The organism is Cyanobacteria bacterium GSL.Bin1, from assembly GCA_009909085.1.
Classification (GTDB): domain Bacteria; phylum Cyanobacteriota; class Cyanobacteriia; order Cyanobacteriales; family Rubidibacteraceae; genus Halothece.
In genome coordinates, this window is sequence record JAAANX010000057.1 from 1 (window position 1) to 25540 (window position 25540).

At 42.7% G+C, this 25540-nt stretch carries 22 protein-coding genes and 2 pseudogenes; 11 read left to right on the top strand and 13 right to left on the bottom strand.

Going from position 1 to position 25540, the window contains the following annotated elements; genetic code table 11:
- The first annotated feature begins 58 nt into the window (after positions 1–58).
- The gene (locus GVY04_06090) at positions 59–388 is read left to right on the top strand and encodes an excisionase family DNA-binding protein (protein NBD15720.1); all 330 of its coding nucleotides are present in this window, start codon (positions 59–61) and stop codon (positions 386–388) included.
- A 100-nt stretch (positions 389–488) separates the two neighbouring features.
- Positions 489–1058: a Uma2 family endonuclease gene (locus tag GVY04_06095; GenBank protein ID NBD15721.1), complete on the top strand. Its 570-nt coding sequence runs from the start codon at positions 489–491 to the stop codon at positions 1056–1058.
- Positions 1059–1575: 517 nt separating this feature from the next.
- Here GVY04_06095 and GVY04_06100 read toward each other — a convergent pair.
- From GVY04_06100 to GVY04_06110, 3 genes are all read right to left on the bottom strand, one after another.
- Complete coding sequence (locus tag GVY04_06100; protein NBD15722.1) at positions 1576–2199, bottom strand: hypothetical protein; 624 nt, start codon at positions 2197–2199, stop codon at positions 1576–1578.
- The gene (locus tag GVY04_06105) at positions 2196–2396 is read right to left on the bottom strand and encodes a hypothetical protein (GenBank protein NBD15723.1); all 201 of its coding nucleotides are present in this window, start codon (positions 2394–2396) and stop codon (positions 2196–2198) included. The genes GVY04_06100 and GVY04_06105 overlap by 4 nt, the downstream gene beginning before the upstream one ends.
- A 717-nt stretch (positions 2397–3113) precedes the next feature.
- Positions 3114–3491, bottom strand: a complete 378-nt coding sequence (locus GVY04_06110) for a hypothetical protein (protein NBD15724.1) — start codon at positions 3489–3491, stop codon at positions 3114–3116.
- 121 nt (positions 3492–3612) lie between these two features.
- On the opposite strand from GVY04_06110, the gene GVY04_06115 reads away from it, so the two are divergent.
- Positions 3613–4728 (top strand): extracellular solute-binding protein, encoded by a 1116-nt coding sequence (locus tag GVY04_06115; GenBank protein ID NBD15725.1) that lies wholly within the window; start codon positions 3613–3615, stop codon positions 4726–4728.
- A gap of 161 nt (positions 4729–4889) precedes the next feature.
- The gene (locus GVY04_06120; protein ID NBD15726.1) at positions 4890–5759 is read left to right on the top strand and encodes a phosphotransferase; all 870 of its coding nucleotides are present in this window, start codon (positions 4890–4892) and stop codon (positions 5757–5759) included.
- Here GVY04_06120 and GVY04_06125 read toward each other — a convergent pair.
- From GVY04_06125 to tatC, 8 genes and pseudogenes are all read right to left on the bottom strand, one after another.
- Positions 5756–5965, bottom strand: a complete 210-nt coding sequence (locus tag GVY04_06125; GenBank protein NBD15727.1) for a hypothetical protein — start codon at positions 5963–5965, stop codon at positions 5756–5758. The genes GVY04_06120 and GVY04_06125 overlap by 4 nt on opposite strands.
- A 227-nt stretch (positions 5966–6192) precedes the next feature.
- Positions 6193–6300, bottom strand: a pseudogene (locus GVY04_06130) (PIN domain nuclease).
- Positions 6301–6482: 182 nt separating this feature from the next.
- Positions 6483–6752, bottom strand: coding sequence for a hypothetical protein (locus GVY04_06135; GenBank protein NBD15728.1), 270 nt, complete (start codon positions 6750–6752; stop codon positions 6483–6485).
- 111 nt (positions 6753–6863) lie between these two features.
- Complete coding sequence (locus GVY04_06140; GenBank protein NBD15729.1) at positions 6864–8045, bottom strand: alanine racemase; 1182 nt, start codon at positions 8043–8045, stop codon at positions 6864–6866.
- 167 nt (positions 8046–8212) lie between these two features.
- Positions 8213–8830, bottom strand: coding sequence for an RloB domain-containing protein (locus tag GVY04_06145; protein NBD15730.1), 618 nt, complete (start codon positions 8828–8830; stop codon positions 8213–8215).
- 30 nt (positions 8831–8860) lie between these two features.
- Complete coding sequence (locus GVY04_06150; protein NBD15731.1) at positions 8861–10225, bottom strand: AAA family ATPase; 1365 nt, start codon at positions 10223–10225, stop codon at positions 8861–8863.
- Positions 10226–10284: 59 nt separating this feature from the next.
- Positions 10285–11892 carry an Hsp70 family protein gene (locus GVY04_06155; GenBank protein ID NBD15732.1) on the bottom strand — a complete coding sequence of 536 codons (1608 nt, stop codon included), beginning with the start codon at positions 11890–11892 and terminating at the stop codon, positions 10285–10287.
- Positions 11893–12097: 205 nt separating this feature from the next.
- A complete protein-coding gene (tatC, locus tag GVY04_06160) occupies positions 12098–12862 on the bottom strand; it encodes a twin-arginine translocase subunit TatC (GenBank protein NBD15733.1) in 765 nt (254 codons plus the stop codon).
- A gap of 332 nt (positions 12863–13194) precedes the next feature.
- On the opposite strand from tatC, the gene GVY04_06165 reads away from it, so the two are divergent.
- Complete coding sequence (locus GVY04_06165) at positions 13195–13596, top strand: tetratricopeptide repeat protein (protein NBD15734.1); 402 nt, start codon at positions 13195–13197, stop codon at positions 13594–13596.
- A gap of 12 nt (positions 13597–13608) precedes the next feature.
- Here the strand turns inward: GVY04_06165 and GVY04_06170 are convergent, their stop codons facing one another.
- Complete coding sequence (locus tag GVY04_06170) at positions 13609–15027, bottom strand: DUF1669 domain-containing protein (GenBank protein ID NBD15735.1); 1419 nt, start codon at positions 15025–15027, stop codon at positions 13609–13611.
- Between the two features lie 38 nt (positions 15028–15065).
- Complete coding sequence (locus tag GVY04_06175; GenBank protein NBD15736.1) at positions 15066–17837, bottom strand: response regulator; 2772 nt, start codon at positions 17835–17837, stop codon at positions 15066–15068.
- Between the two features lie 351 nt (positions 17838–18188).
- On the opposite strand from GVY04_06175, the gene GVY04_06180 reads away from it, so the two are divergent.
- The 6 genes and pseudogenes from GVY04_06180 (at position 18189) to ppk1 (ending at position 25537) form a co-directional block, all read left to right on the top strand.
- Positions 18189–19016 (top strand): circadian clock protein KaiA, encoded by an 828-nt coding sequence (locus GVY04_06180; GenBank protein ID NBD15737.1) that lies wholly within the window; start codon positions 18189–18191, stop codon positions 19014–19016.
- A 62-nt stretch (positions 19017–19078) separates the two neighbouring features.
- The gene (gene kaiB, locus GVY04_06185) at positions 19079–19405 is read left to right on the top strand and encodes a circadian clock protein KaiB (protein NBD15738.1); all 327 of its coding nucleotides are present in this window, start codon (positions 19079–19081) and stop codon (positions 19403–19405) included.
- Between the two features lie 38 nt (positions 19406–19443).
- Complete coding sequence (gene kaiC, locus GVY04_06190; protein ID NBD15739.1) at positions 19444–21003, top strand: circadian clock protein KaiC; 1560 nt, start codon at positions 19444–19446, stop codon at positions 21001–21003.
- A gap of 484 nt (positions 21004–21487) precedes the next feature.
- Entirely contained in the window at positions 21488–22747 is a 1260-nt protein-coding gene (locus GVY04_06195) for a hypothetical protein (GenBank protein ID NBD15740.1), read from the top strand.
- Positions 22748–22974: 227 nt separating this feature from the next.
- Positions 22975–23274: pseudogene (locus GVY04_06200) on the top strand (hypothetical protein).
- A gap of 91 nt (positions 23275–23365) precedes the next feature.
- Positions 23366–25537, top strand: a complete 2172-nt coding sequence (ppk1, locus tag GVY04_06205; protein NBD15741.1) for a polyphosphate kinase 1 — start codon at positions 23366–23368, stop codon at positions 25535–25537.
- Positions 25538–25540: the final 3 nt, after the last annotated feature.

Consider the following 25540-nt stretch of genomic DNA (forward strand, 5'->3'; position numbering starts at 1 on the left):
ACCCTAAACAACTTTCGTTGTTTGAGTGGATAGGAGGTCAGGTAACTGATTTCCCAGAATCCCCCACTATAGCGTCAGCTTAGTGGGGGAGTATGTCAATTTACTAACCGAGATGCTTAGTCAAATGGGGCAAGGAAATGCTGTCACATTGCTTTCCATTCATACGGAACTAACGACACAAGAAGCTGCTAATTTACTTAATGTCTCTCGTCCCCATTTAGTGAAGCTCTTGGAAACAGGAAAAATCCCATTTCACAAGGTGGGAAATCATCGTCGTGTCCGTTTTGAGGATTTAATGGAGTACAAGGAAAGCATTGACCAGCAACGCATGGAGACTCTTGATAAGCTGACCGCACAAGCCCAAGAATTAAATCTGGGTTACGATTAAGTCACTATGCCGTCATCTTTTACTGTTTTGTCTGGCGATTGCGCTACAAAAGTCTAAAATGAAAGCAACACAGATTAACGGATTAATTAAGTCACTTGCAATGAATACAATTCACTTGAACTTGGAACCTCTCGTTCAGAATTTGACCCATGAGCAATTTTATGAACTGTGCATGGCGAATCAAGATATTGCAATGGAACGCAGTGCAACTGGAGAATTGATTATTATGTCCCCCGTTGGCGGTGAAAGTGGAGAACGCGAAGCAGACTATATCATCGATTTAGGTAATTGGAATCGCCAGACAAAACTGGGTAAGGTGTTCAGTTCCTCAACTGTCTTCAAACTTCCTAATGGCGGCGATCGCTCTCCTGATGCAGCTTGGGTCAAACTTGAACGTTGGCATCAGTTAACACAAGAACAGCAGAAAAAGTTCCCACCCCTGTGTCCTGATTTTGTCATTGAACTACGGTCTGAAAGTGATCGCTTGCCACCGCTTCAAGAAAAAATGCAAGAATATCTTGCCAGTGGACTACAGTTGGGATGGCTGATTAATCCTCAAGATCAAACTGTTGAAATCTATCGACCCAATCAGGATGTCGAGATACTCAACTTCCCTGCTACGCTCTCAGGAGAGGATGTCTTGCCTGATTTTAAGATGAATATCGAGTAGGCGGGATATGAAGTTAGACGCGAGTTAATTCGTTCTCAAAGTCATATTTTACTTCTTAAATGCGTGTCAGCCTATCCCATCTTGGACAAAAGTTTGGGCAATTATCCAAACTTGACCATGTAAGCCGACTAAAAAGTTACTATTTTTTGTCAGAACTTGCTTAACTTTTCTGGCTCTTCTAGAGTGAGTATGATAAGTTAATACCAATTAAAAAAGAAAAATAGAGACAATCATATAAAGTGATATCCCCCTAAACCTGACTGAATCTTGACTTAAAGCAGCCATTGATGGTAAAAGAAAATAAACTATTTTTTCATCAAAGTCACTTTTTAATAAAATGCCATCCTTGCTTAACGGTCGATTCGATAAAACCTGAGCCAATGGAGATGCCTTCTGAGCGATAGTAGTCGTAGTTGACAATTCGCGCTCGATGCTTATTGAGGTAGGTCACAAATCGGTCAACTCCCTCATGTTGCCAATCGTCAAACTGCGCGATTGCCAGATTGATCTGACCCTGCTACAACAGGGCTTCCACCCGGTCTAACCGGGGTTGGGAACCGCCAACTTTGCCCAGATTCTCGACGAGATGGTACCCGTCTAAAATCTCTCGTCGTTGTTCATCGCTGCCAATTTTCCCATAAATCTTCCAGATGCCATCATGACCATCGCCCAAGCCGGTCAACGGCAAAGTTAGCGGTTGCTGGTTCACCCACTTCACCAAACTGTCGTTGTCCTGAAAGAAGACATTGACAGCTTGCTCGTGCAGATTGACAGCTTTGTCGTCGCGCCATTCGCACTTCTCACCCAGCGGCGTTCTTAAACGGACTTTGCTGCCATCGACACTTATTTCATCAACGGTGGCTTCGACCCTCGGTGGCTCAAAGTCCTGTCGATGTACCAGGGGCTGTTGGGTACTGGCAGAAACAACTATCCCACTCAGCACTTTGATGTCTTCTGAAGCACGTTCATAAGAGCCATTGGCACTCAGCAAGAGACAGCACTTCTCCAGATCGGGACTCCATCGCGTATGACTTTTAACTTGCAGTCGCTGCCCCTGTTTTGCCGTCAGTTCGAGCTGTCCCAGGATGCTATGGATCTGCCGCCCTCGACCAGTACAGGTACCACTACTTGTCTGGATCAAAAACTGGCAATTTCTGGATTGACGTATTCGAGGAGATGCCCTCGCACCGCTTCTTCTATGCCAGAAAGAGTTTTCACCTGTTCTGGGGAGGACACGGTGGGGCAACTGAATTGCCCCACGTGAGCTGTTCGTTCACTTTCTTCATCGAGCAAGGCAGCGATGGCTTCGCCGGCGCCGGAGGCGCATCGCGCGAGCATGAGCGGCTATCTTGGTCTGTTTATCGGCATCCATAGGACACTCCTCGTCGGCGAGCGGGTAATGCTCAAAGCATAACGCTTTTCTCACTGCTTTAAACCTGAGCATTTATGCTCATTGCATAACTGGGATGCACTCAAACTTTTCCCGGGAATCACTTTTTCCTTCATTCAGCAGAACCTCGTCTCCTCCGGTGTCTTAACAGACAGTTACTCAACCGATAAAACGGGTGCAATTAATTTTTGACTATTAAAAAAGTTTTGCAAATGGTATAGTGGGAGGCTGTGACCTCTCTTAATTAATAACTATACTTAATCACGCTCACTACTGATCTAGATTGAGTTTCACATGATTTTTGAGGGCTATTGACTTTTTTCCCATTTCCTTAAGTTGTTACCAATGCTTCCTACCCCCTTTTCAAATAAGCGTAACCGAGCTGAACCAACAATTTTTCCTTCAATCAGCGCGATCGCGGAAACAGAGTACGATTCTCGCTGCGATGGGAAGCTCTAGCTAGCATGGAAACTCATTCCTGATGCCAACCCCGAGTCTTTTCCCTGAGCGAGCCTTGATTCGGGGGGCAAATCCCTACTTGATTGTTAATTCAAATCTTCATGCCCAAATTGGTATTTGCTAGGGCGCGATCGCGCCTTTCGCTAGTACCTGTTTTTATTGAATCAAAATGAGAGCAGACACTCACTAATGAGAGTAGGCACTCATTAAAAGTGAATCCGTTGAGCCAACAGTTGTTCTTCTAGGGCAGCAATGCGATTATAAGCTGCTGTCAGTTGGGTATTGAGACGACGAATTTGGATTTCTGGCGATACCTCTTCTCCGTCGGAAGCCGTTGTTCGAGAAGTATTCACGTCATCATCAAGTAAAACGTCTTTGTGTCCCATCATGGCACTAAAACCACGGTGATGGGAGTCCAGTTTTTCTTCGGAAGAGTCAGGCACAGCAGCATGATCGGAGTAGTTGCTTGTGCTTTGAGGCATTTGCAAACTCTCATCTAAACGGTTAGTGAGATGCTCAACGACCGCATAGAGGCGATCTATTTTTTGTTCGAGGGTGATAATATGATTTTCCAGTCGATCCATCAATGATACCAAGGGGAATTGTTCTACTATTACAGGCAGTAATCGACCTGCTCTTTGACTATGTTATTCCCTTGATCAATATATGTCTGAATATTACGGATTCATTTAATTTTTCAGCTTTATGTTAAACCGTCGTAAATTTTTATTAATGGCTCTATTTGCCACCATTGCCCCGATTTTGGAATCTTGTAGTGTTGGCAACAATTCCCTGACGATCCGAGTGTTAAAAGACTCAATTCCATCCCAACTTTTAGGTAACTTTCACAAGCAATTTCAACTCAACCGACAGTTAGATATAAAACCGGTATCGCAGCTAGAAAGTCTTTATGAATTTCTAGAAAAGTTAGCGCAAGAAGAAAGTAAAAAAACGGCAAATTTGGTGACATTAGGTGATATTTGGCTGCAAAAAGCTATTAATGAAAACTTAATTCAACCTTTAAGTGTCGCTTCCGTGAACAATTGGCAAAGGTTGCCGCCTTCTTGGCAACAGTTAGTGCGACGAGATGCACAAGGCAATGTTGATCAAACAGGTCAAATTTGGGGAGCACCCTATCGCTGGGGAAGTACAGTACTTGCTTACCGAAAAGATAAGTTTCGTGAAGCTGGATATAATCTGCCAACCGATTGGCAAGATTTGTGGCGGGAAGAATTGCGCGATCGCGTTTCTTTACTCGATCAACCCCGAGAAGTAATTGGATTAACGCTAAAAAAACTGGGATACTCTTATAACACAACCGATTTGGACAAAGTTCCCAATTTAAAAACAGAATTAGCCACCTTACATCAACAAATTAAATTTTATAGTTCTCAAGCCTACCTTCAGCCCTTGGTTTTAGCGGATACCTGGTTAGCAGTCGGTTGGTCGAGCGATGTTCTCCAGTTACAAACTCGTTATCCGGATATCGAAGCGGTTATCCCGACTTCTGGAACGGCACTTTGGGCAGATGTGTGGGTTCAACCTTCGAGTCAGCAAAGTCTTTCTGAACCCATGTCGCAATGGATTAACTTTTGCTGGGAAATGGAAGCGGCAAGTCAAATTGGACTATTTACCAATGCTTCTTCGCCAATTTTACTCAATACCAAGCGTGAAAAGTTACCTAAAACCTTACAACAAGATGCTTTACGGATTCCGCAACCCACTTTGTTGGAAAAAAGTGAATTCTTATTGCCTTTATCTCCTCAAACCAAAGAACAATATCGAAGGATTTGGCAAGACATGCGAACCAACAGTCTCTAACTTATCTCACTCCTCAAGGCAGTATTAGTGTAGTGCCTCATCTTTTTGACACAGAGCAAAGAATTGTTCATTATTAGGGAGTAATGCGAGATTGAGGGGAGAGGGGTGGGAGACCAGAAGTTATTTTTATGATCTCGCACGCCAGACAAGGATAAAAACTCATGTGGACAGAGATTGCCCAAGAAATTGCCCAAGCAACTGGAAAACCCTTTGCGATTAAAGACCGTCATTCGGTTGGGGGCGGTTCGATTAATCAAAGTTATGCCATTACAGATGGTACCGACACTTATTTTCTGAAGTTTAACAGCGCTTCCGAGTACGAAATGTTTGCCGCCGAAGCAGTGGGATTAAAAGAAATGTATGACACCCACACGATTCGGATTCCACAGCCCATCTGTTGGGGCACCACAGACAATGCAGCCTATATTGTTATGGAATGGCTTGAATTTGGACGCGGTGGCGGTTCTCAAGTTTGGGAGACCATGGGAAAACAACTCGCCGAGATGCACCGGAAAGGCATCGCGGAACAATTTGGTTGGCATCGCAATAATACGATTGGTTCTACCCCGCAAATTAATACTTGGCTGGATAATTGGGCAGACTTCTTTGCTGAACATCGCATTGGCTATCAGGTGCGATTAGCGAAACGACGAGGCGGAAACTATCCCGATACGAAAAAAGTTGTGGAGAAGGTGCGGGAGGTGTTAGCGGATCATCAACCGCAACCGTCGCTGGTGCATGGCGACTTGTGGGGTGGTAATGCTGCCGTGACGAAAGATGGGGAACCAGTCATTCTTGATCCGGCAACTTATTACGGCGATCGCGAAGTCGATATTGCCATGAGCGAATTATTTGGCGGCTTTCCCGCAGGGTTTTATCAAGGCTACAATGTGGCTTGGGAACTGGATGCCGGTTACAAACAACGGAAAGAACTCTACAATCTTTATCACATCCTCAACCACTTCAATCTCTTTGGTGGCGGTTACGGTTCCCAAGCCAGCCGCATTATTGACCGTTTAATGCGCAATTAAATATCGTCTGGTATTACCCATTGGGTGGGTTCTGGGGGTTGGGCGCGTTTCTTTCTCACGGCTTCTTCGGCCATGTCTAGCATTTGGTCGAGGGAGGTATTGTTAATAAATTGAGAGGCTTCTGCAGCATATTCTTTGTGCGGGCATTGATCGCCTAAGACGCAGCCATTCACACAGGCTTCTGCGCAGTTGATTTGGGGTTGCATGGGACTCCTCTTGTGTTTTGCGTGTATCTTGGACATCAGTGTTCTCTTCACAGCTTAGCTTATACCCCACATTCCGCACCCTCAACTGTCACATCGTCGGTTTAGCGATACCAATAGAGGAAATTGATTAATTCCACCACCAAATTTGAGGGGGAGAATCAAGGTCAATTCTTCCCGTTTCTCATTAAGTGATAATAATTGACAAGAGAAAAGCTGATGATTACAGCCAGTTCCCCATCCTCTGCAGTAAAAGGTTCTACCTTCAGCCCCAGTGCTTGCAAATCATCGAGCATTCCTTCAATTTCAACTCCTGCTGAGAGCGACTTTTGAATCAACACGAAACAATGTGAGACGTTTCAAGATTACTGCAACCAACCTTGAGTCCGCTGTTGCAATCTTTGTGTCAACAGCCAATATAGAATTCTGACACCAATACTTTAGAACCAGCCCTTTCAAGGTGTGAATTTTGTGGTCTTAATTTTGGGATAAAATCTTAGCAGTAGAAACATGAGGTCGATTAGCACGACGAGTGCGTTTTCGACATCGTTTGTTCAAAAACCTTTCCCCCCTCAACCGAACCAATGTCGCGAAACTTCCCAGCTCCATGCCAAGGAAGACATTTATCCTCTCGAATGATAAAAAATCCTTTGTGTGAGGCAATCCCGCTATTTCTCTCAAATAGCTGATCAAGTTTTTGGGGAGATAAAAATTTTTCCATCAGTCCACGAACCATGACTGATACGGGGCTTTCCTCTATAAAACGCTCAAGGACTTGACCAAAAACCATAATGACGATTTCCCAAATGCTGAAAATTGATTTCCTTAATGAACTACAATTTGGGAAAAATCACAAGACCTTGAAAGGTCTGCTCCTATTTAATTAAGTAATCGACAATATTCAATCTGAATCAGTAACTGACGTAATAATCCGAGGGAGGCGATGTTTAAACCCGCATAAAATTTCCCAAGAAATGGTTCCCAACGCTTGTGCCCAGTCTTCTGCTGTAATCCGATCTTGACCTTCTTCTCCAATTAAAGTCACCATATCTCCCGGTTGGACATTGTCACAATGAGTCACATCTAACATTAATTGATCCATTGTAATTGCACCAATTTGGGACACTCTTTTTTCCTTTAAAAGCACTTTTAAACGGTTAGACAGATTGCGAGGAACACCGTCGGCATAGCCAATTCCCACAACCGCAATGCGACAGGGGCGATCCGTAACAAATTGATGTCCATAGCTAACCCCAGCACCCGCAGGGAGGTCTTTAATTTGGGTAATACGAGCTTTAACTTGTAAAGCGGGTTTGAGGCGGGTAATTCCTGCTAATTCTGGGGAAGGAGACAAGCCATAAAGGGCTAAGCCGATGCGCACTAAATCATAGTGAAAACGGGCATCTCGTAAAGTGGCAGCAGAGTTGGCAAGATGGAGACAGGGTGGCGTAAAGTTAATGGTTTTTAATTGCGCGATCGCGCTTTCAAATCGTTCCCGCTGTAACCGCATAAACGTATCATCTTTTTCATCGGCGGTCGCTAAATGAGAGTAAAGACTCTTGATTTCTAATTCTGGATATCCTCGAATCGAAGAGACAAAAGAAACGGCATCTTCCCACAGTACCCCTAAACGCGACATTCCTGTGTCTAACTTTAAATGGACGGGTAAGGTTTTTCCCATTTTTCGTAAAGTTTCCGCGAAAAAACGCCCTTGTTGCGGGGAACACAAAGTGGGTTCTAAATGCCAACGACTGAGGGCTTGAATCTCTTCTACTGTATTAATCGCCCCTAAGACGAGAATGGGTGCAGTAATCTCAGCTAGACGGAGATCAATTCCTTCTTGTAAGGTTGCTACAGCAAAGGCATCTCCTCCCGCATTGATTACAGTTTTTGCCACTTTTACCGCACCATGACCATACGCATCAGCTTTCACCACCGCCATCAAGCGGGTGTCTGGGGATAATAATTGTTTGATCGCTTTTACATTATGGGATAAGGCGGTTTCATTAATTTCTACCCAAGCGCGATCGGTGTTTAAGGATGACTGAGAGGACACCTTAACACCATTTTGACTTAAGACCATGAATCACTCCTCACTCACAAACCTACAATCCAATGTTGTTATAACTTTACCAAGTTCATGGCATAACAACTGGTTCTTGAGACAATCTTCCTAACACAGCCTTGTCATAAAAGGAAAGAGCAAACAGTTTCAGTATTTCTAGATACTGGTTAAGGTTTCTTGCATATTTAATTTTGAATGAGTTTCTCTACTAATCTATAGACTCCAGTACCTGTTGTAGTTGGAAGTTGACAAGTATCTAACTGTTTTGCATGATTGATTGCGTCTTGAATGTGGGGTTCTAATTTACTCACGTCATACTTGGCTTTATCATATTCTTTTCCCAATAACTTAGTTAACTCTTTTTCACACAATTTAGTCTGAGGAGGTGTTTTAGGCGTTTCCTGATGTAGGAGAAGCCAGAGTTCAAAGGAAGGATTGCTAATTGCACAAAAATAGTTTTCTCTTTTATTACACTGATCAATAATTTCTTGAAGTTGTTCCTTAGTATGCCCATCTGGATGAATTGCATCATGATCAATAATAACCCATAACTCATCTCCTAACTTGAGATCAAGATTCTTCTTACTTACTTCATTGTAAAGACGTTTCATAACAGCTTGTGGAGAAGAATTTCCTTTTTTTGTTCGTAGTATTTTGATTTGAACATTCTTTCTATATTCTGGACTTTTAAAAATGTTGAAATATATCTCTTCTGTTTTCTCACCTTCTGTTGCAATTAGGTAAACTTTATTTATTTTTCGTTTTTTAGATTTTCTAGTAAAAGCTCTTTGCTGCTTAGCCATCTAACTTTGATAACTGACTATCACTTAAGATTATTTCTTAACTGGTAATTGTAAAGCACGAATGTTTCCTAAGAAAGGAATTGCTCCATATCTTCCATAAAGATAATCTTTCCGTATATTTTTACTTTGAGAAGGTTGGAAATCATATAAAGAGTAAAGGTCTGTTGAACCTGTTTCTGGCTTTTTCTCTACAAACCAAATTTCGTCTCGACGTAATAAATCTAAGTCCAGAATATTCGTTTGATGTGTTGTGACAATCAACTGACTAGGATGAGTAGAATTTTCCTCATCAAGATGAAGTTCAACAATCATTCGAGAGAGTTGAGGATGTAAACTACGATCAAACTCATCGACGATAAAAACACGTTCATCATCTTCTCCTGATAATAACAACTCATATAAAATAGGAGATAAATCTATTAATCTCTGAGTTCCATCAGATTCTTCGTAAAACTCAAATGATACTTTTCCTCTTTGATTAGAAATGGTGTGAATAGGTACTAGTTTTAAAATATGAATTTGCTCATCTTTTTTTATTGCTGCAAATCTAAATTTTGGTGCTTTCACGAAAAAACCATCTGCATCTGATAATCTTTCTTTAATTAATTCTTCTGCATCTTCAGGAAAATCATTGGAATCATCAAGACTAATTTCTTCAGTTTCGATAGACGTAATACCAGTATCAGCATCGCGTAAAATCTTACCAAGAAAATCTTGAAATGTCTCATGCTGATCCATTTGAAATTCTACAGGAATATATGGTTCCATTGGCTCAATAATAGTAAGAACTCTACGAAACCATTCATAAGCAGGTTGAAAATAACTAATATTTTGTTCAATACTTTGATTTAAAAAAAGTTGATTGGGTAGTGTTCCTTCTCCGAAAACTTCAAGCAGTAGTTGTGCTTTTTTATCAAGTTTTTTAAAGAATGAACCAAAGTTAAACTTTGCTTTACCATTAGAATCTGTAGTACGCTCAAATAATTGATGTTCTGAATGACGTGTAAAGTTAATTAACCATTCTTTATAAATCAAGCGTGAATCAAGTTCAAATCCATACTCATACATTTGCTTTCCTACTTTAAATTCAATTGCAAATTTAGCAGGAAAGTTAAGACAATCTTGGCTTAGACGAAAACGTTGGATCGGAATCATTGCTTTTGGTTTGACTCCTTCTAAAACCATATCTTGAGCAAATTTAATAACTTTTACTAGGTTCGATTTTCCCCCAGCATTCGCCCCGTATATGGTAGCAAAGCGATTTAATCTAATGTCATTCTTCTTTTTCTTTGGAAAAATGTGATGAGCATGATTCTTTTCTGGAGATGGAATCATACTAAACTCTATTTCCTCTTTGAATGAATATAGATTTTCTGCGCGAAAGCGAATTAACATAGTTGGTGAGTCATTAAAATAAAAAGCCTTTCTTAAAGACAGAGAGATAGCATGGCTAATTAACTTAATTCTGTCACAACTCGTTCTTGTAATAAAACTTGTTCGGTGAGCAAATCTTCAACGGTAATGCGTAACGATCGCTGCTGATCGACCCAAAATTGAATTTTAACGCGATCGCGCCCTGGACTTCCTGCTGGATTTAAATTCGCAATCGTTTTGGCATCTTCATTTAAAGGAATGACATTAGTTTCCGAGTCATCTAAGGTTCGTGTAACGAGACGATTGCCATCAAAATAGACTTCGGTGCGTCCACTACTTTCTGACCCCAGTTCCCCGATAATGAGTTCAAGACTGGGCTGATTTTCAACCGAAGCCCCAAGGGTTAATTCCACAGGGGTTGCCATGGGATAAGGTTGTCCGGCTTTAATAATGGGATGCCAACTGTGTTTATTTTCGCGATAGTTCCAGTAACGAATGCCATAGCTGTGATAGAGAAAATCTTGCAGTTGAAACCCTTGGGCCAGTTGTAACGCACCAGACGCGATCGCGCTAAAGGGACGATCACATTTAATTTTACTCGGGTTAAAATACTGTTCTAACCATTGTTGTAGTGCGGGAATTTGTACCGTTCCCCCAACTAGCAACACGGACTGAATTTCTGCCACTTCAATCCCATTGCGTCGCCCTTGTTGCAACACTTGGGTCATCAAATCATCTAGTTGCTCAAAAAACTGATTCTCCCGTAAAATTTCCTCAAAGCGATCGCGCTCTAATTTTAATTCCAGGGTATCTAGAGTTACTTCATCAAAATAGACTTCTTCGGCGTGTTCTTGAGAGGATAATTGGACTTTCAAACGTTCCGCCAACCGTGTCGTTAACGCTGACTTCTCAATTCCCTGTGTCTTGGCAAAATAATCCACCAACCAATCATCAATATCCCCGCCGCCTAAATTTGCCCCTGCTTTCCCGTAGACTCGCGCCGTTTTTACCTTCTGCGAGGACTTTTCTCCCAGTAACTTATCTCCCCATTTCAAGATAAAGCCGAGGGGTTGTTTCCCTTCTTCTCCCAGATTAAGTTGAACAAGAGAGAAATCAACGGTTCCGCCGCCAAAGTCAATCACTAGTAAAACATCATCCTGAGTGGTTCCATAGCCTAAGGCTGCAGCAGTGGGTTCATCTAGCAAACGGACTTGTTTCGCTTCAAGATGGGCGCAAACTTGCGTTAACCAATTGCGATACGCTTCAAAACTATCTACGGGAACCGTTAACACCAACGACTCGATATTCGTTTTCGCTTCCGCTTGCAGCTGCTGGGTTAAACATTGCAAAAACCATTCCCCCGCCTGTTCAAAATCAACGGTTTTTCCATCTAATTCCGGGAGAAACCCTTGCACTGGCGCCGCAATTCCCCGCTTAAACCCACGGAAAAAACGGGGATCGGATTTCACATCGAGAGCGCGATCGCGCACCGCTTGACCGACGACAACTTGTTCTTGGTTTGCATCTTCCACATACAGCAAACTTGGAATTAACGGCGGGTTATTCGGTAACTGTTGAGAAATTCCTGAGAGGAGAACGACTTCTGCTTGTTCTGTCGTTGCATTCCAACGAGTAATCACCGTGTTGCTAGTTCCAAAATCAATCGCGTAGTTTGCGCTTTCCGTCATTGTCCGAGCAGTTTTACTTTTGCCAAGGCTATCAAACTATAAGCCTAACATAGCCCCTGCTAGCAAGGATTGGGCTAGAGATATTTCCCGATTAGTTTGTACCTAGTGTTTTTCCTTGCTATTGTGAATTAAACGATGAAAGAATTGCCAATATATACATATTGATGTAGATAAGCGCAAGTCATGATTGTCGTTGCGCTTTCGCTTATCTTCCGAGGAGTTTGACAACACCAATGCCGCCGAAGTATAAGCCTAAAACAGCCCCAGCCAGGAGAGATTGAGTCATTGGATCAGTTGAAGGAGTCAAAATTGCACCGAGTACCACCGAACCTAGGACAATATACCGCCATCCGGAAATCATGGTTTGGGAAGAGACAATTCTTAAGAGTCCTAACAGCACTTGAATAATCGGAATTTGAAATGCCAAAGCGGTACTAAACAGCAACAAGAGAACGAAGCGAAAATATTTATCAATCGACCACATTTGGTCAACAACATCCTCACCGTAGTTAATAAAGAACTTCAATGCAGCAGGAACTAAAGCATAATAAGCAAAGACTAAGCCCACGCCGAAGAGTAAAGTTGACCCGACCATCACCGGAACCAGGAGACGACGTTCTTTTCGTGTCAAGCCGGGAATAATAAATAACAGAATTTGATAAACAATAAACGGGCTTGCTACCAGTAAGCCACTGTAACCGGCAACTTTGATTGACACAAAAAAGTATTCACCGGGCGCCAGTTGCAAAAATTTTACCCCTTGCGCGGGAACTTGTAAGGCTTCCACAATCGGTCGTACAAAAATAAAGCAGCCAATAATCCCGACACCCACTGCAATCAAGGAATAAAAGATCCGCCAGCGGAGTTCTTCGAGATGGTCAAAAATCGACATCTCGGTTTCATTCGGGATTTCATTCAGATAGTTTTCTTGAGCGCGATCAGTTTCTGTAGGAGTTTCGACTGGGGACATTTCCGGGTTAGCTTGTAGCTTGTTGTATAACGTTTTTCTTTCCTATTCTATCTAAGGTGTGAGCAGTCGTATTGATTGGGACTAAACTCAGATCAAGAGAAAACTACGGATAAAATCAACTATTCTGGCTAGATTTGAGATTCGACAAGTATTTTGTCATGCTATTTACTAAAAAAATACAATTGAATTACAGTCAATTGCACTTGACCAAAATAGACTTTATCTCTGTCATCTGAGAGAGTATAATCCCTACAAATTGAGGGAAGTTGGTTCGCGAATGAGTCACTTATGCTGGGTTTATAAGCGAAGCAAGACGACTGCTGGAGGTCGCAATGAAACGATTTATTCCCTTTTTATTTAGTCTTGGCGTGCTAATTACCCCACAATTAGGCGTAATGGCAAACGAAACAACAACGGAAGCCGTGAATCGGGATAACCAGCAATTGCTCTCGCGTGCTGCTCATTATCAAGCGTGGACCTTACGGGGCAATGAAGCCTTAGAAAAGGGCAACTATGATCGCGCGATCGCGCTTTATGATCAAGCCATTGCTATTGATGGTCAGCAACCCTTAGCTTGGGAACAGCGGGGAGATGCCCTGACTCAAAAAGGTCAATATCAAGCAGCACTAGAAGCGTATAATGAAGCTCTGAATTTGGCAGAGGAAAAACAACCGCAATTGCAAGAAAAAGTGGAAGCCATTCATGAAAAATGGGCGCAACAATTACAAGGTTAATAATTGCATTGCTTACTGCTTGCCACAGGATTGTTTTTGAGAGTTAATCCGTTGCTGAACCCGTTGAGGAATTCCTAAGATAGCGCGATCATACAATTGTTTGAATTCTCGTTCATAATGGGCAGCAACCGTAGGATTCTGAATCACTAGAACAAATTCATCATTTTTATGGTTGGCTGAGGCTGACCAATTATGGGAACCGGTAACAACTATTTTTTGGTCAATCACTGCAAATTTATGGTGTAATTTATCGCCTTTAGCAAGTTCAGAAACGCCTACTGTAGAAATCGGAGACGACCAAGGCTGATTATTGGCTTCTTCTTGGCAATTTCGTAATAAAGCCACTCCTAACATATCTAAACCTTCACTGTAGTAGCGATAGGCAAATCCAGAATCAATTAATCCCTGAACCATCGCGCCCTTTTGATGGACTTGTGCCAAAGTATTCACTATTTTCTGATCAGTAAAAACAAATAAAGCCAAATTCACAGTTGTTTCCGCCTCTGCTAATTGTTGGCTAATGAAACCATTACTACTTTTGATCCAGGGCTGCGTTTCCGAAAGCGGTGAAAAATGAACTTCTACTGTGCTATCACCCACTTGTAAGGAAGAAAATTCGCGGATTTTTTTATTTAAACCAAACTGACTATCTTGGTTTCCCCCCACACCATCCCCCCACATTAAATTAAATTCTTCTAAGAAGATTTTGGCGAGAGGCTCACTTTTAATCGTTAATAAATTATTGGCATTCCCTTGCGTATCGAGGTTATTTAAATCGCCATGGATCCCACTCAACGTAAAGTTGGCAGACGTTGCCACCAGCATTGTTTCATCAATAACCATAAACTTGTGGTGCATTAAACCACTGCCTTTACTGCCATCTGCTGTATCATCCAGAATCGGAATTCCTGCGTTCTCTAAAATAATTAAGGCATCACGGGCTTCAATTTCGGTTGGGGTGAGCGTTCCATCTTGGTTAAGATCAATAAAGTCAAATCCTGCCTGATAGCGACTTTGATTCCGTTGCGTCATCTGAGCAACTTCACTTTGAGAATAACGACTCCAAGGACGACGATAGTTATTTTCCACCAGCACCCGCACCTCAACTCCTTCCCGCTGTTTTTCCGCTAAAGCCTGAGCAATTTTCGGGAGACGAAATTCTTGTACTGCCACCACAATACTTTCCTGGGCAGATGAAATTTCCTCAATAATAATTTGTTCTAAGTTATCTCCTGGGCGTTCTTGTTGCCGATAGGGATCAGTATAGTTCGCTCCTTGAGCATAATTGTGATTAAAGTAAGCTTGAATCAACGGATCTTGAGGAAGCGGTTGTGGGCGAATCATTTCAGTGGTCTGATTCTGACCCCTACAACTACTTAAGGTCAAGAGAAAACTGCTAACAACCGATAAGAGCAAATAGCGATTGAACATCATTTTTGCAATTAGGAACATAAGAGGGTCTTTCTCCCTCATTCTGCCCAGCTTAATTGTTCTTTTAAACTGGATAACAGTTCCTGCATCGACTGGGGATGACCCGGTAAAATTTTAGTCGCGACTTCTTTGAGGAGATCGTGAAGCGTCTTTTGTTGCAGTAACTGTTGGGGACCTGCAATAGCGAGAATGGGTAAATTTTTAATCACGCTGAGTTGCCTTAAGCCTTCGATGATCTCAGAATCGGCTTCGATTCCTTCCAAATCTAATAATAAGAGATCCGCCCCTTGCTGCTGCACCTGTTGATAAACTTCTCCCCAAGAATGAGCAAGGGAACTGCGATAACCTGCCGTGGCTAAGTATTGAATGAAAGCATTTAACCATTCTGAACCAACATTATGGCAAGGGGTTTTCAGTCTTTTCCCATCTACCACAACCACATAAGGAGCAATATGCCTCGGGGGGGGATTGATGCCGGCTGCAAACTGTAACACTGACCACAGAGAATTTTGAGATTCCCCAGGATCAAGATTCAGACAAGGATAAACGGATAATTTCCCGATTTGATGCGCTAAGCGAGCCGTTTCTGCATCGAGACAGACAATGGGTAAGTTACACAGCGTGTCTTGTTCACTGAGTTCTTGAATAAAGTGGCGTGGGATTTTTTCACCCGTGAGGAGTAAGACATCCGGATGCCAGATGCGTTGTAAGAGTTCCCCTTGTTGGGGATCATCGGCTTCTAAAATGCGATAGTTGAGGTTTTTCTGCTGAGTTTGCGGGGGAGTGCTTAAAATTTCTGTAACCGGATCTCGCTTCGGCGGGGCGGTTACCCCAGAATAGTGTAATCGTAAGACGGTTAAAGATTTACGATAAGTCGAACGAGGGGAAGCACAAGCAGCTAAGGCATCTTGGAGACTGTTCTTTTCTACGGGTAAGGAGAGAAAGGAATCTGCCCCATTACTCATGGCTTCTTGTTTTTCGCCGCGCGTTCCTGTCACAACGATGGGCAAATTGCTACTGCTAGGATGAGATTTGAGTAAGGTGAGCACATCCCAACCGGAAAGCATCGGTAAAACCGGGTTCAGGAGAATCGTGCAAGGTTGAAAGGTCCGGGCTTTTAAAAGGGCTTCTGTCCCCGATCGCGCGATCGCGACCCGATATCCTAATTCTCGCAGTTGTTGGGTTATCTGATTCAAATATTGGGGAACCGCTTCTACCACCAATACCAGTTTTCCGGCAATTTGGTGAGAATGCGCCTGGGGATGAAAGGGTTTCGGCGGTGGCATGGGAGGCAGCAATAAGGTAAATTGAGAGCCTTTCCCTGCTTCAGAAATAAACGAGACATCTCCGCCATGGGCATGGGCTAAACGTTGCGTTAAGACCAATCCTAAGCCAGTCCCCGAAAATTGCCGGGTCATCGGATCTTCTAGCTGCTGGAATTTCTGGAAAATCAAGTGTTGAGACGATTCGGGGATCCCAATCCCAGTATCCCAAACCGTAAAGGCAATCCACCCTTCCCACTGACTCACGTCTAACCCCATTTCTCCACTCTCTGCGGTGAATTTGCGGGCATTCGAGAGTAAATGTACCAGCATCTGACGTAAGCGGAGTTCATCGGCGATGATGGTTTCTAAACCTTCTTCCAAGTTAAGAGTAAATTCTGTGGGCGAATCGGGGGTTTGTTGTTCGGCTTCTTGATAAGCGCGATCGCACACTTGCTTAAGATAAACGACTTCCGGATGTAACTGTAATTGCCCAGTTTCTAAACGCGCTAAGTCTAGCAAATCATTCACCAAATTCATCAATTGACGACCACTTTGATAAATTTGGTTGACATATCGTTGTTGACGTTGATTGAGATCGCCAAGGCTTTTTTCACCGAGTAAGTTGGATAAGCCAACAATTGCGGTTAGCGGGCTTTTTAGTTCGTGGGTAATGCAAGCTAAAAACTCATCTTTGAGACGATTTAACTGGACTAAATCTGCATTTTTCGCCGCTAGTTCTTTACACAGTTGTCGCTGTTCTGTAATGTCTGTGGCAATAACCACCCAGAGGGAACCAAACTGACTGTCGGGAAGACTGAGGGTGATAAATTGCCAGACTCCTGAGGTTTTGGTGGTTGTCTTTTCCTTCGGATCAGCTGATAAAGGAAACAAAGGACAATGGGTTTTCTTGCTTGCGACCTTTTGGGATGTCGTCGCTGACGGTTGCGCAATGATGTTACACCATTGTTTCTCTTCCACCGAGGTATCACCGCTAGATAAACAACAATTTTCGGTGTGAGTGCAAATTTTTTCCCGCCATTTTGCATTTTGATGTAACAGTTTTCCCTCGTTAGTTTGTAGCATTAAAGGGAGGGGCAGTTTCTCCAAAAAGTCCAGTAAGGGCTGCAGATGCCATTGAGTTGGAGGCGATGGCTGTTGTTGCTCTCGCAACAGAACTTGTAAAATGCTTTCTGTATCTAACTCCCCTCGTAATTTTCCCTTGCGATCCACTACCAAAATTTTTTCGTCATCGCCCCCATTTTCTAAATAAGGCAATAACTGTTGTAAGCTGATGTGTTCTGAAACAGTCGCAACAGGCGATAAGAAAGACATGAGAGATGCATCCGCCGCCATTTTATCCGTGATTCCTTGTAAAGCGGTTCCCGCAGAAATAATCCCCAAAGGAAAGTGAGCCGCATTAACAACGACTAAAAAATCACTGTTGTCATCTCGAAAAGAGGGGATGATGGTTTCCAGTGTCTGCTCGGACTGACAATAGGGAACGGACTTGATAAATTGTTCTAACGTCGAATCGCAATTAGACATAGGATACTTCGGGAACTTAGGATGCAGTTTGTGCTCGCTTGAGAAGTCGCAGATAATCCATATTTGATCAAACTCCTTTTTGTCTTTTTGTTAGTGCGAAAATGTTAAATTTTTATAAAGGGGTGTACTTTGGCTGCGATGACTGGCATTCCTTGAGTGACCCACAGTCGCAATAGCTAAGGGACGATCTTGCCAGGGTTTTTACACCCGCATGAGTTTCCCATTCGGATTTGAGTGGTTTCTGTCGCAGATGACACCGGGGTTGGCATCCCGTGTTTCCTGCGACTACTCATCATCGCATAACTGACCCAATTCTGCCGTGTCTTCCTAAATTAATAATTATCTAAGACTTTGTCTGCTCAACTGTTTCTCTGTTTATTTACAACCCGCCCTGATCTCGCCCAATCTCTCCAGGAGATTTTGGGCAATGACCCTTATCATTTGCGTGTTTTTGACTCCTCAGACGCCGTTTTAGACTATGTTCTCGATCAAACCGAGCAGATTGACTGCCTAATCTTACACCAGGGTCAGGGGATAGAAGCGGTAGTGACCTCCTTACGGAATGAAGGTAAACTTTTACCTGCCGTCATTTTAACTACAGAATCTGATCGTCAAAGCCTAGTTTATCACCCTGCTCAAACCTATCTTGCCACGGAAGCGTTAGCAAAAATTCCCGGCGTCATTGAAGGCGCGATCGCGGATTTCCTTAAACTCACTCCCGATGTCAGACCGCAATTTGAGATTGAACAGATTAATGAATTTTTAACAATCAAGCAACATCGTTTAACAGAAAAATTACAAGAGCGACTGGGATACAAAGGAGTGTACTATAAACGAAATCTGCAGGATTTTTTTCGCAACCTCACCGCTGAGGAAAGAAATCATTTACTTTCTGAACTTACCGAAGAATACCGTCTCATTCTTTTAGAATATTTTAACAAAGCAACAGAAGTCAATTCAAAAATTGATCAGTTTGTTACTAAGGCTTTTTTAGCTGATCTTTCTGTTTCGCAACTGATGGAGATTCACATGGATTTAATGGATCAATTCTCCCAACAATTAAAACTAGAAGGTCGCAGTGATGAAATCTTATTAGATTATCGTCTAACCTTGATTGATATTGTTGCTCACCTTTGTGAAATGTATCGCCGTTCTATTCCCATAAAAACTGCGAAATAATCAACAAAATTAAGTTATAATTAAAATTCAAATGCAATCGTCGCGATGGCTTGGTATTTCTTATGAATACATCTTCTAAAAAAACTTATGTCTTAAAACTTTATGTTGCCGGAAATACCCCTGAGTCAGTCCGGGCTCTCAATACCCTAAAAACCATTTTAGAAAAAGACTTTCAGGGGGTTTATGCGCTGAAAGTAATTGATGTTTTAAAGAATCCACAACTTGCAGAAGAAGATAAAATTCTCGCTACTCCAACTCTTGCCAAAGTTTTACCCCCACCGGTGAGGAAAATTATTGGCGATCTCTCAGATCGCGAAAAAGTCTTAATTGGCTTAGACCTCCTTTATGAAGAAATTGGTAATGATTACGAAGAAGAATTTCCTGAATAGAACGAAAAAAAATCAAGAATTGATTGTTAAGGATTAGCATGACTGAACAAGAACAACAAAAATCAGAAAAATTAGCCCGGAGTGTCCAAAAACTCAAAACCATGATTGAAGGGTTTGATGAAATTAGTCATGGTGGCATTCCTGTGGGTCGAACCACCTTAGTCAGTGGCACATCCGGAACAGGGAAAACCCTCCTTGCCATTCAATTTTTATACAATGGGATTCAACAATTTGATGAGCCAGGTGTTTTTGTCACCTTTGAAGAATCTCCTGCTGATATTATTATCAATGCCTATAGTTTTGGCTGGGATTTACAGGCATTAATTGAACAAGGAAAACTCTTTATTTTGGATGCCTCTCCCGATCCAGAAGGGCAAGAAGTGGTGGGAAATTTTGACCTTTCAGCACTCATTGAACGGATTCAGTATGCGATTCGGAAATATAAAGCAAAACGGGTTTCGATTGATTCTGTCACGGCGATTTTCCAACAGTATGATGGCGTTGGCTTAATTCGTCGAGAAATTTTCCGTCTCGCTGCCCGTTTGAAACAAGTGGGGGTCAGTTCCATTATGACCACCGAACGCGAAGAAGAATATGGTCCCGTTGCCCGATTTGGCGTTGAAGAATTTGTCTCCGATAATGTGGTGATTATGCGCAATGTTTTAGAAGGAGAACGGCGTCGTCGGACGGCAGAAATTCTGAAATTACGAGGAACCACTCACATGAAAGGGGAGTATCCCTTTACCATTACCCGAGATGGCATTAATATCTTCCCCTTAGGGGCGATGCGTTTAACGCAGCGATCGTCCAATGAACGGGTTTCTTCTGGGATTAGTACCCTTGATGAAATGTGCGGCGGCGGCTTTTTCAAAGACTCGATTATTCTAGCGACTGGGGCAACTGGAACTGGTAAAACCCTACTAGTCAGTCAGTTTTTGGAAGAAGGCTGTTTACGAGGCGAACGTGCCATTTTATTTGCTTATGAAGAATCTCGTGCCCAATTATCTCGGAATGCTTATTCCTGGGGCATTGATTTTGAAGAATTGGAAGCACAAGGATTATTAAAATTACTCTGCACCTATCCTGAGTCAGCCGGATTAGAAGATCATTTACAAGCGATCAAATCGGAAATTGAAGACTTTAAACCCTCGCGCATTGCCATTGATTCCCTTTCCGCTTTAGCCAGAGGCGTTACCGAAAATGCTTTTCGGCAGTTTGTGATTGGTGTAACCGGATACGCTAAACAAGAAGAAATTACCGGTTTCTTTACCAATACAACCGATCAATTTATGGGTTCGCATTCCATTACCGATTCTCATATTTCCACCATTACCGATACCATTATTATGCTCCAATACGTTGAAATTCGGGGCGAAATGTCACGAGCCATCAATGTCTTTAAGATGCGAGGATCGTGGCATGATAAAGGGATTCGTGAGTATATTATTGCCGAAGAAGGACCCGAAATTAAAGCCTCTTTCCGCAACTATGAACGGATTATTAGCGGCGCCCCCACTCGCATTTCTGCTGATGAAAAATCAGAACTTTCTCGCATTGTCCAAGGGGTACGCGGGAAATCAGAGTCAGATGAACCTTAATTGATAATTGATTGTGTTTTTAAATTACTGGAGTTTGAACTAACGGCATTAGCTTTTAGCGAGACTGAGAGTAAAATTCAGGAATGGATAACAAAAATGAAGCCAGAACTGCACTAACCCCAAAATTGGTATAAGGAGAGAATAAAATATGGCTTTGTTGCTGAACAGTTGATAATTTTATGGTGTAAAAATATTAATTTTTATTTTCCATAACAGATGTATATCAAATAATGATCTAATAATAGAAATGGGGCAGCGTGCAGTTCAGCTTTCTAGAGAAGAGATCAACGCTCAAGAAAGATACTGTGTTTGATGAATTATAGAGTAATCCTATAGGGAGTGAGCTTTGATCTTTCTCTCAAACCATCTGGGGTTGCTACAAGAACAAAATTAATCAGTTTTTAACTGATGAGAAATCGCATTTACCACTAAAGTCTTCGATTTTGACAACTTATCAGGGAAGTGTCAACTTTCAGGAGGTCGTATGGATATTCGAGGAAATGTACCTTCAGTTTGTCTCGATCAAGCCTTATCTTGGTCAAGCAGAAATTTGCCAAATCAATATCACAACATCATCGAATTCTATCAAGAACAGGGAGAGTATTATGGAATTCGCTGGGATTGGGCGTTCGCTCAAGCCTGTCACGAGACGGGATACTTTGAGTTTGGCGGTGATGTCCAACCCGAACAAAATAATTTTGCTGGGATCGGCGCAACAGGAGATGGAAACCCAGGGGAAAGCTTTCAAAATATCTCAGATGGCGTTAAAGCCCAAATCCAGCATCTTGCCTGTTATGCCGGTGTTGATATTCCCGAGCATGAACTGATAGCGAACCGAACCAGAGAGGTTAAAGCTATTATTCTCAATCGCTCAACCACTTGGGAAGGGTTAGCAGGAACATGGGCGATGGATGCACAATACTTCCAAAAGCTTCAATACCATTACCACCGCATTTTTGAACCCAGAGAACAAGAACACGGGTGGTATCGTTTAGTGGAATCGGAAGGTAAAAAGTTCTTTGTCGCTATGAGTGGAGGAGATCCAATATTCAAATATTCGGTAGCGGATCATAAGCTGGCAACGCTGCGAGAGGTTTCTGATAAGCTGCTAGAAATATTCCCTGATGCGCTGAATGTCCATTGCGACACAGAAATGGATCTTACTGACATTCCAGTTTATGAGCCAGGGATCCCTAATCCTGAATCACGGCGCAATCCTTGGAACGATATTTCTGCTGAGGAGCCTCCCTATTTCTGGCGTCGCTCTCCCAATAAGAGTTCCAGAGGAGAGAGTGGAATCGAATACATCATCCTTCATAACACAGCTGGTAGCTTTGCGGGTGCAGTTTCTTGGCTTTGCAACCCACAATCAGGTGCCTCAGCGCATTTAGTCATTCCACGCAGTGGCGCGGAAATCGCTGCCTTAGTGAATGAAAACGATGCGGCTTGGCACGCTGGGAGTCGTCGATGGAATCGGTGCTCGATTGGAATTGAAATCGAATGCGCTAATCATCAAAGAGGAATGACAGAAGCTCAAGAAAAACTTGTGGTACAACAAATTAACCATTTGCTGATTAAGTACAATCTCACTCCCGACAAAATTGATATTCATCGTCGCGTTTCACGGAGTCCTCTTCCTGATCAACCGGCGTCTTCTGGGTCTGCGAGAACAACTTGTCCTGTATTGATCTGGCCGACCGATCAAGATTTCTTCAATTGGCGCCAAAAATGGTACAACATTTAATGTTAGTGGACTAAGAGGCGAAAATAGGCATCGCAAGAATGAAATTCGCAAATCTAAGATTACTCATGCCTCAATGGGGACAAGCCAGTCAATTTATTGGCTGGCTTGTCATCATCGTTAGTTTAGCAGTGACCAGTTGTTCGGTAAGCCACTCTCTAAAAACTGAAGCCAGCCAAGTGAGCCAACCCTCTAAAGATCAAGAGACCAATATGGATCTGTCTCAGGAGTGGCGATTAATGACGGAAGAAGAAGAAGAACAAGCCTGGACTTATATTTTGAATAGTCCATTAGGCATTGCTGCTCTGAATCAACTCGCCATTGAAGGATTTATTAGTCCTACTTGTCTTAAAACATTTTATTTGAATCGCAACTATGGTGGATTTCAAACCATGCTGCAAGTTAAATGTCCCACAGCACAGGGGGTATCAATTGCCCGAGAGTATGATGAAATCAGATTAGTATTTAATCGATTTGAAGATAATATTGAAGATTTTCAGGTTGAGCGAATTCCTTCTATGCACAATTAAATCCGATGAGTCAGAAGGGATTGTGTGTCTTTCTCAAGCAAACAGATACGATAAAATCAAAGCGCGTTCCCACTGACCCAGCGATGTCATCATGTCAAAATCCAAGACCGACACCTCCACCATTGACCTCAAAGATCCCGAATATTACTTTAACCGTGAATTGAGTTGGTTAGAATTTAACAATCGTGTTCTTCATCAAGCCCTCGATTCCCGTACCCCCCTTTTAGAACGTCTCAAGTTTATGGCTATTTTCAGCTCAAATTTGGACGAATTCTATATGGTACGGGTTGCTGGTTTGAAGCAACAAGTGGAAGCTAACGTTAACAAATTAACTGCTGATGGTAGAGATCCGGCACAACAACTCACTGATATTAGTGAGCGATTGCGTCCCATGATTACCAAACAAGATCAGCACTTTGAGGACGTGTTGCGGGACTTACTCGCTAAAGAGAGCATTCACTTACTTAATTATACGGATTTAAATGTTGAACAGCGAACCTACCTTCAGCATTTTTATGAGGATCATGTCTTTCCCGTACTCACGCCGTTAGCGGTTGATCCGGGGCATCCCTTTCCTTATATTTCTAATTTGAGCTTAAATTTAGCGGTGGTGGTACAAGAACCCACTACCGAGGACGAACGGTTTGCGCGGATTAAAGTGCCAAAAGTGTTACCGCGCTTTGTCCAGTTTCCGAAAGAGTTAGGGGTTTATGATGAAAAAGGTAAACCGGCAATCTGGACTGGGGTTCCTCTCGAACAAATTATTGCTCATCATCTCGAAGCGCTTTTTCCGGGAATGACGATTCAGGAATGTTATCCGTTTCGGATTACTCGCAATGCCGATATTGCAGTAGAAGAAGACGAAGCAGATGATTTGTTACTTGCAATTCAAAAAGAACTGCGGAAACGTCGCATGGGGGGATCAGTGGTACGGATGGAAATTGATCACTCAGCGCCGGATCACGTGCGGGGGATGTTGATGCGGGAGATGAAGTTAGAAGAACCCGATGTGCATCAAATTACAGGGTTACTCGGTTTAGGAGATTTGATGTCGTTTATGTCTCTTCCTTTACCGGAGTTGAAAGAACCAAAATGGACGCCAATTGTGCCCCCGCCGTTTCAACGGTATCGAGACTCCGAAAATGAGGACACTGTGCTTTCGGTAGAGGAAAAAAGTGAGAGCTTCTTTGGGGAGATTCGTCAGTCCGATTTATTAGTCCATCATCCTTATCATTCTTTTACCGCAACGGTACAAGAGTTCATTGAACTGGCTGCTGTAGACCCGAAAGTCTTAGCGATTAAGCTGACCCTGTATCGTACTTCCGGCGATTCTCCCATTATTAACGCCCTAATTAATGCGGCGGAGAATGGCAAACAAGTGGCAGTTTTAGTGGAATTAAAGGCACGCTTTGATGAAGAGAATAATATTGTTTGGGCGCGCAAGCTAGAAAAATCAGGGGTGCATGTGGTTTATGGCATTGTGGGCTTAAAAACGCATACGAAAACAGCATTAGTGGTGCGCCAAGAAGAGGATAAAATTCATCGCTACGTTCATATTGGAACGGGAAACTATAATCCCAAAACGGCTAACTTGTACACGGATTTAGGGCTATTTAGTTGTCGGGAAGCCTTGGGGGCTGATTTAACGGATTTATTCAATTTTCTCACGGGTCACTCTCGTCAACGGTCTTATCGCAAATTATTAGTGGCACCGGTGAGTTTGCGCGATCGAATGATTGTTTTAATCCAGAGGGAGCGCGATCGCGCTCAAAAAGGCGAAAAAGCTTATATTATTGCTAAAATGAACGCCCTCGTTGATCCCACAATCATTCAAAATCTTTACGAAGCCTCCCAAGCGGGGGTTGAAATTGATTTGATTATCCGCGGCATTTGTTGTTTACGTCCCGGCTTAAAAGGCATCAGCGATAATATCCGAGTGGTCAGCGTCATTGGTCGTTTTCTTGAGCATTCCCGCATTTTCTACTTCTACAACCAAGGGGAAGCAGAAATTTATATTGGTAGTGCAGACTGGATGCAACGGAATTTAGATCGTCGTATTGAAGCGGTGGTTCCCATTGAAGATCCTCAGATCTTCCAAGAGTTAAAGGAAATTTTAGATCTCATGCTGGCTGATAACCGTCAAGCTTGGGAACTGCAGGCTGACGGACATTATGTCCAAAGAAAACCGGACGATGATGATGAAGTGATCAGCACCCATGAAACCTTGATGAAAATGGCGTTGGACTCTTCCACAGTTACTTAAACC

Bases quoted from the DNA above. Each gene is read 5' to 3' on its own strand.
- GVY04_06140 (NBD15729.1), bottom strand. From the start codon at position 8,045: ATGGTCTTAAGTCAAAATGGTGTTAAGGTGTCCTCTCAGTCATCCTTA.
- GVY04_06115 (NBD15725.1), top strand. From the start codon at position 3,613: ATGTTAAACCGTCGTAAATTTTTATTAATGGCTCTATTTGCCACCATT.
- kaiC (NBD15739.1), top strand. From the start codon at position 19,444: ATGACTGAACAAGAACAACAAAAATCAGAAAAATTAGCCCGGAGTGTC.
- kaiB (NBD15738.1), top strand. From the start codon at position 19,079: ATGAATACATCTTCTAAAAAAACTTATGTCTTAAAACTTTATGTTGCC.
- GVY04_06095 (NBD15721.1), top strand. From the start codon at position 489: ATGAATACAATTCACTTGAACTTGGAACCTCTCGTTCAGAATTTGACC.
- GVY04_06120 (NBD15726.1), top strand. From the start codon at position 4,890: ATGTGGACAGAGATTGCCCAAGAAATTGCCCAAGCAACTGGAAAACCC.
- GVY04_06150 (NBD15731.1), bottom strand. From the start codon at position 10,225: ATGTTAATTCGCTTTCGCGCAGAAAATCTATATTCATTCAAAGAGGAA.
- tatC (NBD15733.1), bottom strand. From the start codon at position 12,862: ATGTCCCCAGTCGAAACTCCTACAGAAACTGATCGCGCTCAAGAAAAC.
- GVY04_06110 (NBD15724.1), bottom strand. From the start codon at position 3,491: ATGGATCGACTGGAAAATCATATTATCACCCTCGAACAAAAAATAGAT.
- GVY04_06105 (NBD15723.1), bottom strand. From the start codon at position 2,396: ATGCTCGCGCGATGCGCCTCCGGCGCCGGCGAAGCCATCGCTGCCTTG.
- GVY04_06125 (NBD15727.1), bottom strand. From the start codon at position 5,965: ATGCAACCCCAAATCAACTGCGCAGAAGCCTGTGTGAATGGCTGCGTC.
- ppk1 (NBD15741.1), top strand. From the start codon at position 23,366: ATGTCAAAATCCAAGACCGACACCTCCACCATTGACCTCAAAGATCCC.
- GVY04_06170 (NBD15735.1), bottom strand. From the start codon at position 15,027: ATGTTCAATCGCTATTTGCTCTTATCGGTTGTTAGCAGTTTTCTCTTG.
- GVY04_06195 (NBD15740.1), top strand. From the start codon at position 21,488: ATGGATATTCGAGGAAATGTACCTTCAGTTTGTCTCGATCAAGCCTTA.
- GVY04_06145 (NBD15730.1), bottom strand. From the start codon at position 8,830: ATGGCTAAGCAGCAAAGAGCTTTTACTAGAAAATCTAAAAAACGAAAA.
- GVY04_06135 (NBD15728.1), bottom strand. From the start codon at position 6,752: ATGGTTTTTGGTCAAGTCCTTGAGCGTTTTATAGAGGAAAGCCCCGTA.
- GVY04_06155 (NBD15732.1), bottom strand. From the start codon at position 11,892: ATGACGGAAAGCGCAAACTACGCGATTGATTTTGGAACTAGCAACACG.
- GVY04_06175 (NBD15736.1), bottom strand. From the start codon at position 17,837: ATGTCTAATTGCGATTCGACGTTAGAACAATTTATCAAGTCCGTTCCC.
- GVY04_06165 (NBD15734.1), top strand. From the start codon at position 13,195: ATGAAACGATTTATTCCCTTTTTATTTAGTCTTGGCGTGCTAATTACC.